This is a genomic window from Streptomyces sioyaensis (genome assembly GCF_004122735.1).
In the GTDB taxonomy this organism is placed as follows: domain Bacteria; phylum Actinomycetota; class Actinomycetes; order Streptomycetales; family Streptomycetaceae; genus Streptomyces; species Streptomyces sioyaensis.
In genome coordinates, this window is record NZ_SDIF01000187.1 from 1 (window position 1) to 8,666 (window position 8,666).

Here is an 8,666-nt window from a genome sequence, read left to right on the forward strand (position 1 = left end):
GGGGGGTGGGCGGGTGTAGTGCTACGGAAGCCCTTCGCGTGGCGGGCAGGTGTGGTCCCGCGGAGGCCCATCAAAGGCAGGCGCCTGTAGTAGTACTGCGGGACCGTCAACTCGGCCGGTTTCAGGCGGAGTTCGGCCGAGAGTTCAGTCACTCGTCCGGGGGATGACGTGATACGGGGCGGGGCCCGGCACCTGATACGTGCCGGGCCCCGCCCCCTTCATGCGTGCTGCCCGCGCCTCACTGCGGAGGCGGCTGCTGCTGCCACCCCGGCCCCAGGCCGCCCTGCTGTTCGGGCTGCGGGGCGTCCGGAGCGGGCTGTTGCTGCTGCCAGTGCGCCGGCGGCTGGGCGGGCTGCTGGGTCCAGCCGCCCTGCTGCGGCGGGTAACCGGCCGGCGGCTGCCCCTGCTGCGGTTGCTGCGGCTGGCCCTGCTGGCCCTGTGCCTGCTGGGCATACTGCTGCTGGGCGTACGGATCGCCGCCCATCTGCTGCTGGGCGTACGGGTCGCCCATCTGCTGCTGCGGATACATCCCCTGCGCCTGCTGTGCCCGCGCGAAGTCCTCGGCCACCAGGGCGGAGAGGTTGAAGTACGCCTCGCGGGTCTTGGGCCGCATCATGTCGAGGTCGACCTCGGCACCGGCGGCGAGATGCTCGTCGAAGGGGACGACCACCACGCCGCGGCAACGGGTCTCGAAGTGCGACACGATGTCATCGATCTTGATCATCTTGCCGGTCTCGCGGACCCCGGAGATGACCGTGATACCGCGCTGCACCAGATCGGCGTAGCCGTGCGCGGACAGCCAGTCCAGGGTGGTGCTCGCGCTGCTCGCACCGTCCACGGACGGGGTGGAGATGATGATCAACTGGTCGGCGAGGTCGAGCACTCCGCGCATCGCGCTGTAGAGCAGACCCGTACCCGAGTCGGTGAGGATGATCGGGTACTGCTGGCCGAGGATGTCGATCGCCCGCCGGTAGTCCTCGTCGTTGAACGTCGTCGAGACCGCGGGGTCCACGTCGTTGGCGAGGATCTCCAGGCCCGAGGGGGCCTGCGAGGTGAACCGGCGGATGTCCATGTAGCTGTGCAGATGCGGGATCGCGTGCACCAGGTCACGGATGGTCGCACCGGTCTCGCGGCGCACCCGTCGGCCGAGCGTGCCGGCGTCCGGGTTGGCGTCGATCGCCAGGATCTTGTCCTGCCGCTCGGACGCGAGGGTGGAGCCGAGGGCGGTGGTCGTCGTGGTCTTGCCGACGCCGCCCTTGAGGCTGATCACCGCGATCCGGTAACACGACATCACCGGCGTACGGATCAGCTCCAGCTTGCGCTGCCGCTCCGCCTCTTCCTTCTTCGCGCCCAGCTTGAACTTGGACGGCTGGGCATTGGCACCCGGCTTGCGCTTCTTGGGCTGGTTGCGCAGCAGCCGGTCGGAGGTCAGCTCCACGGCAGCGCTGTATCCGAGCGGCGCGCCGGGGGCGGCCCGCTGCTGCGGCTGCTGCTGACCCGGCTGCGAGTACGAGGCGTAGTTGGCCGCCGCGTTCGGGTCGCCGGCCTGCTGCCCGGGGAGCGGCTGATACGGGGCTTGCTGGGCCTGCTGGCTCTGCTGTGCCTGAGGCGTTTGCTGAGCCTGCTGTGCCTGCGCTGCCTGGTGCGCTTGGTGGCTCTGCTGTGCCTGTTGGGCCTGCTGTGCCTGGGCTGCCTGCTGTGCCTGCGCGGTCTGTTGGGCCTGAGCCTGCGCCTGCTGTGCCTGGTGCGCGGCCTGCTGCTGGGCGTACGCCTGCTGCGCCTGCTGGCCCTGCTGCGGGTAGCCCTGCGCGCCGGTCTGCGGGTAGCCGTACGCGGACTGCTGCGCGGCCGCCTGCGCCTGCTGGGCCGCCTGCTGCTGCGGCTGCTGACCCTGCTGGGGGTAGCCGTACGCGGGCTGCGGATAGCCGTAGGCGGGCTGTTGCTGCGGCGCGGGTGCGCCTTGCTGCTGTTGCGGGTAGCCGCCCTGCTGCGCCTGCTGGCCCTGCGGATAGCCGGCCTGCGGATGCTGTGGTGCCTGCTGCTGCGGCGGCTGAACGGGCGTCTGCGGCCGGCCCTGCTGCGCCTGCTGAGCGGCCTGTGCCTGGGCCTGCGCCTGGGGGTCCGCGGGCTGGAACTCCGGCGGCAGCGGCGGCAGCGCGCCCTGGCCGGGTACGCCCTGCTGCCGGCCGTCGGCGGACGCACCCCACGGTGCGCCCTGCTGGGGAACTCCCTGCTGGGGTACGCCCTGCGGAGGGGTCTGCTGCGGGGCCGCCTGCAGGGGCATGCCGTGCTGCTGCGGTACACCCTGCGCGGGCACGCCCTGTTGGGGCACGCCCTGCTGAGGTACTCCTTGTGAAGGCACGCCCTGCTGCGGCTGCTGGCCCTGTGTCGGCTGGGCACCCTGTGCGGCGGCCTCGGGGCCGGGCTGGGCGGGCGCGGGCTGCACGGGGGCGGGCTGTGCCACGGCGGTGGCCTCGGGGGCCGGGGCACCGCCTTCCACGGGGGCGTCGGGCGCAGCCGAAGCCGTGGCCTCGGCCGACGGCGCCGGGTCGGCGGTGGCGGACTCCGGCTCGGACGCGGCGGCCTCCGTCTCCGCGTCGTCCTCGTCGTCGTCCCAGAGCGAGGCCGACGGGTCGACACCGGTGCCGGCGCGCCGATTACCGCCGGCGGCACCGTCGTTCGCGGCCGGCGCGTGCTCCGCGGGTGCCTGCGGAGTGACCGGGGGAGCGGCGGCGGCCGGCGCCTCGTTGCCCGCGTCCTGCGGACGCAGCGTCGGGAATCCGGGCGGTGCCGCCTCCGCGGGCCCGGGCAGCGGCTGGGCCGTGGGCGGCCCGACGGGCGGCTGGGCCCCGGCGGGCGGAGTGGTGGACGAAGACGCAGGAGGAGCCGCGGGGGAGGCTGCGGCACCCGCGCCGCCACCACTGGTGTCGTTGCTCGCGTACCAGGCCGGCGCGGCGAAGTCGATCTTGAACTCACCGGTCAGGTCGAACTCGGACTGGTCGTCGTCAGGATCGTTTCCGTCCGGACGGAAAGCCTCCTGCTCGTTCACTGTGCCTCCTGGTGTATTGCAACGCACCTGAACGGCAGGACCGGATACAGGCGGATCGATCGGATGTAGCGGAAGTCGGAACACACCACCCGGGGTTGCGCCCACACTAACTGGCACCGTCCCCGTATCGACTGCCGTCGTGCTGTGCTCCTGCGGCTCCCCACAGCCTAATCAACAGTCGGCACACAGCGGCAGTCGACGTCATGTCGTCTTCGGGCCGTTCCGGCACGCTTACGGGCGCACCCGTGGATGCGCCCGTAAGTCGTGCTCGTACGTCGTGCCCGCGGCCGGCTGCCTCCCGCCGCGCCGGGCGCGAGGCGGGCAACCGGCCCGTGATGCCGGTCAGTCCATCCGGCGCGGCCCGCCGAGCAGGTTGGTCTCCGCCTCCGTGGGCTGGGTCATGACGAACTGGTGGCCGTCGCGCGAGCACCACAGCATGGCGTTGTCGCTGAGCGTCGGCAGCACCGCGCCGACCTGCTCCGGCAGCCGCATGATTCGCGTCACAACGTCCGCTTCCTCGGGCGAAAGCCGCTGCAGACCGACCAGGTCGGCGCGGCTGAGCATCTGCGGCGAGCGCGGCCCGAGGAACGGCAGCACGGTCATCACCGACTGCCAGGGGCTCGGGGCGAGCTGATTGCGCGGCGGCCGCGCACCCATGTCCCGGACGACCAGCACGGGGCTCGAAACCGACGGTCCCTGGGGTGCGATCTGGCGTACCTCGTGCACGGACACGCACTGCTGTCCGCCGCCCGCGGCCTGTGCCATCTGGCCCCAGACCGGCGGCCGCGCCGTCTCGACCGCGACCCGGGCGCCGGTGGCGACCGTACGCAGCGCCAGCACCTGCGCCATCCACACGCTGCCGACCAGGGCGATCTCCATCGGCGCCGGGCGCAGCAGGCTCAGCACGGCGGGCTGGTTCTGCGGGTCGATGCCGATGATCACGCCGTCGTCACCGACCGGCAGGGTCAGCGAGGCGAGCGACTCGGGCGTCAGGATGTGCGGGCTGCGCCGTGGACCGCGCAGACCGAATCCGGGCCGCAGCTTCGGGCCGGCCGGCCCCGCCTGCTCCTCCTCCGGACGCTGCTGGTGCGAGGGCCGGCGGCTGCCGTCGGCGCCCCCGGTCGGATTGCGCCAGCCGTTGCCGCTGGTGTTGACGCGGGGCTGATAGGTGGGAGAGGCCATCAGCGGGTACCTCCGAGGGGGAGCGTGGCCAGCAGGCCGGGCAGCTGTTCCCGGTCGAGCCGGACGAGCCCGACCTTCACGGAACCGGAACGACGCTCCAACTCACTCTGCGCGGCCGTGAGTTCGTTCTCGCTGCGGGTGGAAAGACGGACGTAACCCGAGATGGCCGGGGCGTGGCCGCCGCCGTGCGTGGCGGTCAGCGCGAACGTGCTGGCCATCGCCCTGGTGCTGGTCAGCAGCTGGGTGACGGCGGCCAACGGGGCGCCGCCCTGCCCCAGTTGGGGCCACCGGCCGATCCAGTACGTGGAGTGCCAGCGGTCGTCGCAGCGCATCGCCCGGGTCGTCTCCTGGGTGCGGCGGGCCGCCCGGCCGTCGCGCCCCATCGCGCCGTTGGCGGCGCGCGGGCTGACGCACACGGCGGTACCGATCGCGGCCACGACCTCACGCTCGTCGAGCACCCGTGCCCGCACCCCGTGCGCGGTCAGTCGGCTGACGAGCTGGTCGGCGGCGCGCAGCAGCGAACGCTTGGCGCCCTCCATGCCGCCGCCGCGGGCCTCGATCGCCTCTGCGCACAGCTCGGGGTCGAGCTTGAGCGCGATCCACGTCAGCTGCAGGGCCGGCGTCTGCGTCTGGGCCTGCAGCGGCGCGTACGAGCGGGCCGCGACGGCCTGTTCGGGCAGATGCGGGGCCGGAGCGGGCTGGGTGTACTGGACGAACTGCACCGATTCGAGGTGGATGTCCTCGATGTCGAGCGCGGTGTGCAGCACATCGAGCGGCAGCATGTGGCTGCCGCGCTGCGGCCGCAGCGGCTCGTCCCGGGCGTCCACCTGGACGAGGGCCGTCAGGAACGTCCCGTCGCCGACGAAGCCGATCGCCCGCTGGTCGGCCTCGGTGGTGAACTCGTAGGTCTGCAGCGCCGGTTCGCACTCCACGACGGGGGCGAAGGCCGGGTCGACGCCCTGGGTGGCCGCGAGGGCGGAGGCGCTGTTCTTGCCGCGGCGCTTCATCGCCCGCACGGTGGTGATCCACTCCGGCAGCGGAATCCGCCGCCGGCGGCCGAGCGCGAAAACGACGAGCACTGCCGCGATCACGATGGCCGCGGTCAGTGCGGCCGGGTGGATCGACCAGCCCACCAGCACCAGTGCCACGGCGAGTTCGATGATGGCCAGCTGCTGTACGCGGACCCCGCCGATGGTTCCCGCCTGCTGGCGCAGCCGCGGTGCCACCGGACCGGCCGGGCGGGCTGCAGAACCCCGGCCGCCATTTCCTCTGTTGCCCTGAGCTGTACCGTTTTGGTCAGCATTTCCCGCGTATTGCGGTGCAGCAGAAGGCTGTTGCTGCTGTTGCCGCCCATTGCGGCGTCGAGCCCTGGTGGCGCTGGACATCCCCCGGCCTGCTCCTCTACTGGTGGTGTGGCCTCTAGGCGTATCGGTCGCCCGCTGAGACTGGTGCGTTGGAAGGTGGCACCCGTACCGTACGGGTCGATCGACACACGGCATAGTAGAGGGCGCTACGGCGAGAGTGCCGGGGGCGGTCGATGTGGATCCAACAGGCGGGGAGAGAAAGCAACAATGGCATCACGCCGGGACGAGCTGAATGCGTATTCGTTCGCTCGAAAGCGCACGAATGCGGCATTTCTGAAGCCGCTGCCGAACGGCTCGATCGAGAGTGCCCCCAAGCCGCTGAAGGCGGTGGTACCGAGCATCGTGATGGGGGTCGTGGTGCTCGTGGGATTCGGAGCCTGTGGCATTCTCAAGCCTGTTGCTCCGCAGGGCTGGGACACGGTCGGGGCCAATGTCGTTGTCGGGTCCGACTCCACCACGCGATATGTTGTTCTTCCCAACACGGACGCCGGCGGGAAAAGCCATAAGCTTCTGCACCCCGTCCTGAACCTCGCCTCGGCCCGACTTCTCCTCGACCCCAATAAGTTCCACGTCGTTCAGGTCAAGGATTCCGAGCTCGACGGAAAGCTTCCGCACGGTCCGGCCGTCGGTATTCCGTATGCGCCCGACCGTCTTCCCGGCACGGACGAGGTGGACAAGCCGAAGGTCTGGGCGGTGTGCGACCGTCCCGGCAGCGGCGAGAACAGCAAGCCCCAGCAGACGGTGTTCGTGCTCGGCGGCAAGGACAAGGACCTCGTCGAGGGCAAGGGCAAGCTCGACAACGACCAGGCGCTCTACATCGAGGACCCCAAGGGGCTGCGGTGGCTGGTCGACGAGAAGGGCGTGGCCTTCCAGTTCGACGCCACCCTGGGTGGGAAGATCGCGCCGGCGCAGGGCGCGGAGAAGGCCAACAGCGACCTGCAGCGCATCATCTTCGGCGACTCCGCCGAGCCGCAGAAGGTCTCCCAGCAGTTCATGGACACCCTCATCAAGAGCCCGGTCCCGATCGCCATGCCCCGTATCTCCGGTGCGGGCAAGCGGACCACCGCCATGGGCGTCCCGGACAGCGTGCGGACCATCGGCACGGTGCTCCAGGCGCGCGACAGCCGGCAGAAGTACGTCGTTCAGGCGGACGGCGTCTACAAGGTGTCCGACTTCGTGGCGAACCTCCTCCTTGAGGGCCAGAACGCGAAGGACGTCCACCCGGACGGCACCGCGATGAAGCCCGCTGAGGTGTCCACCACGAGCATGACCCTCAAGCAGGACGCCGAGGGCCATGCGGAGACCTACCTGGGCAAGATCCAGGGCACCGACATCGATATGCCGTGGCCGACCGAAACCGTCTCCGCCGCGAACAACTTCAAGCAGGGTTCGCAGACCGGCGGCCTGATCAGCCCCACGGACAACGGCGTCTCCTGCAGCGTCTACAAGGGCACCAGCACCAAGTATCCGGGCGAGGCGAACAAGAAGCTGGGATTCCCGAACGGCGTGCCCAACATGCAGACCTGGGTCGGCAAGGACTATCCCGCAAAGATCGCCCCGGGTGCCAGCTCGTATGTCACCCCCGGCAACGGGCTGTTGTACCGCCAGGCCTCCACGCCGTCCGCGAAGTTCGGCAGTCTGTTCCTGGTGACCGACACCGGTCTGCGTTACTCCGTTCCCGAGAACAACGACGGCGAGAAGGCCGGCAAGGCCAACCAGGAGGGCGGCCAGTCGCAACTCCGCCTCGGCTACAAGGATGCGCATCCGCCGCTCATCCTGAAGACCTGGTCCGAACTCCTCTCCGCGGGCCCGTCGCTGGACGTTCAAAGCGCCCATAAGCCGCAGGCTTCGTGACGTACGGAGGCCGGGCCGATACCCTTCACGGGAGTATCGCCCCGGCCTCCCGCCAAATCGCGACTTCCGCTCCTACGCTCTTCCCTTTCCGGCCAGGATTTCCCGTCCTGACCGATAGCACCGCATCTGCCCGAATTCCGCGAACAGGGTTTCCCCGCGGGGCAGTTGGCTATGTGGTGATCCCGCAACAAGAGCCCTCCCACAGTTGGGAACGGACGTGTGGAGTGGTTAAAGTGGTCGAAGGCGTCAGCAGGAGATGCCCACCACGCAAGCCGGCTCCGTCGGTGCGGCGCGGTACGACGTACAAGTCTCATGGGGGACGTTGACTATGGCTGGTCAGCAGTACACAACCACCGAGGAGGAGATGGTCGCGTTCAGCGGCAAGATCTCCTCGGTCAACCAGTCGATCCAGGGCGAGATCTCGCGCCTGAACACGGTCGTCGACACCATCACGTCCGGGTGGAAGGGTGCTGCGGCCTCCTCGTACAACCAGCTGCAGTCGCAGGTGAACGAGGACGCCAACCGTCTCAACCAGCTTCTGGGTGAGATCAAGGAAGCGATCGACGAGACCACGAAGAACTACTCCGCCTCCGAAGAGGAGCAGGCCCAGTCGATTTCGCACGTCTCCGCTTCGGCTTCCCCGTTCGGATGATGGAGCCGCGCCGCTCCGTGCGGCGCAGCGGCTCAGCGGCCGCGGCACGGGCCAGCCGGGCATTCCCGTCGGCCCGCTGCGGCATGAATCGACCCGGCTTCATCAACTCCTGAGGAGACACCATGTCAGGCCAGATCCTCGTTAATTTCGCGACGATCTCGCAGGCCAGTTCCGACGTGCGCGGTACGGCCAACAACATCCGCCAGCAGCTCGACGACCTCGAGGCGGGCGTCAAGAAGATCGCCGCCAGCTGGGAAGGTGCGGCGCAGGAGGGCTACCAGGCCCGCCAGCGCGAGTGGGACCAGCGTGCGGCCTCCCTGCACTCGACGCTCGAGGCCATCGCCAAGGCGCTCGACCAGGCCGCCCAGAACTACCAGGCCACCGAGCACAAGAACTCCGGTATCTGGGCGGGCTGACCTCGCGTCGGCACACGTACGGATAGCGATCGGCTGAGCAGCCCCGACGGCTCGCACAGTGGTCAATGAGGGCGAGCGCGCTGCTTCAGTGCGCTCGCCCTTCTGCCGTCCACACCGCCCTCCGCTCCCCTCCACGCCATACCCCCACC

The 8,666-nt window shown here is 70.0% G+C and carries 6 protein-coding genes; 3 read left to right on the top strand and 3 right to left on the bottom strand.

Annotated features, from left to right (window positions below; genetic code table 11):
- Nucleotides 1-238 precede the first annotated feature (238 nt).
- The 3 genes from EST54_RS31930 to eccE form a co-directional block, all read right to left on the bottom strand.
- Entirely contained in the window at nt 239-3,049 is a 2,811-nt protein-coding gene (locus EST54_RS31930) for an SCO5717 family growth-regulating ATPase (protein WP_129251184.1), read from the bottom strand.
- A gap of 342 nt (nt 3,050-3,391) precedes the next feature.
- Nucleotides 3,392-4,231, bottom strand: coding sequence for a hypothetical protein (locus EST54_RS31935; protein WP_129251185.1), 840 nt, complete (start codon nt 4,229-4,231; stop codon nt 3,392-3,394).
- The gene (gene eccE / locus EST54_RS31940; protein WP_129251186.1) at nt 4,231-5,457 is read right to left on the bottom strand and encodes a type VII secretion protein EccE; all 1,227 of its coding nucleotides are present in this window, start codon (nt 5,455-5,457) and stop codon (nt 4,231-4,233) included. Before eccE ends, EST54_RS31935 begins: the two co-directional genes overlap by 1 nt.
- A 345-nt stretch (nt 5,458-5,802) precedes the next feature.
- On the opposite strand from eccE, the gene EST54_RS31945 reads away from it, so the two are divergent.
- The 3 genes from EST54_RS31945 (at nt 5,803) to EST54_RS31955 (ending at nt 8,517) form a co-directional block, all read left to right on the top strand.
- Entirely contained in the window at nt 5,803-7,449 is a 1,647-nt protein-coding gene (locus EST54_RS31945; RefSeq protein ID WP_129251187.1) for a type VII secretion protein EccB, read from the top strand.
- A gap of 328 nt (nt 7,450-7,777) precedes the next feature.
- Entirely contained in the window at nt 7,778-8,101 is a 324-nt protein-coding gene (locus tag EST54_RS31950) for a WXG100 family type VII secretion target (protein WP_006602761.1), read from the top strand.
- A 122-nt stretch (nt 8,102-8,223) separates the two neighbouring features.
- Nucleotides 8,224-8,517 carry a WXG100 family type VII secretion target gene (locus tag EST54_RS31955; RefSeq protein WP_006602760.1) on the top strand — a complete coding sequence of 98 codons (294 nt, stop codon included), beginning with the start codon at nt 8,224-8,226 and terminating at the stop codon, nt 8,515-8,517.
- Nucleotides 8,518-8,666 lie beyond the last annotated feature (149 nt).

Bases quoted from the DNA above. Each gene is read 5' to 3' on its own strand.
- EST54_RS31955 (WP_006602760.1), top strand. From the start codon at position 8,224: ATGTCAGGCCAGATCCTCGTTAATTTCGCGACGATCTCGCAGGCCAGT.
- EST54_RS31935 (WP_129251185.1), bottom strand. From the start codon at position 4,231: ATGGCCTCTCCCACCTATCAGCCCCGCGTCAACACCAGCGGCAACGGC.
- EST54_RS31945 (WP_129251187.1), top strand. From the start codon at position 5,803: ATGGCATCACGCCGGGACGAGCTGAATGCGTATTCGTTCGCTCGAAAG.
- EST54_RS31950 (WP_006602761.1), top strand. From the start codon at position 7,778: ATGGCTGGTCAGCAGTACACAACCACCGAGGAGGAGATGGTCGCGTTC.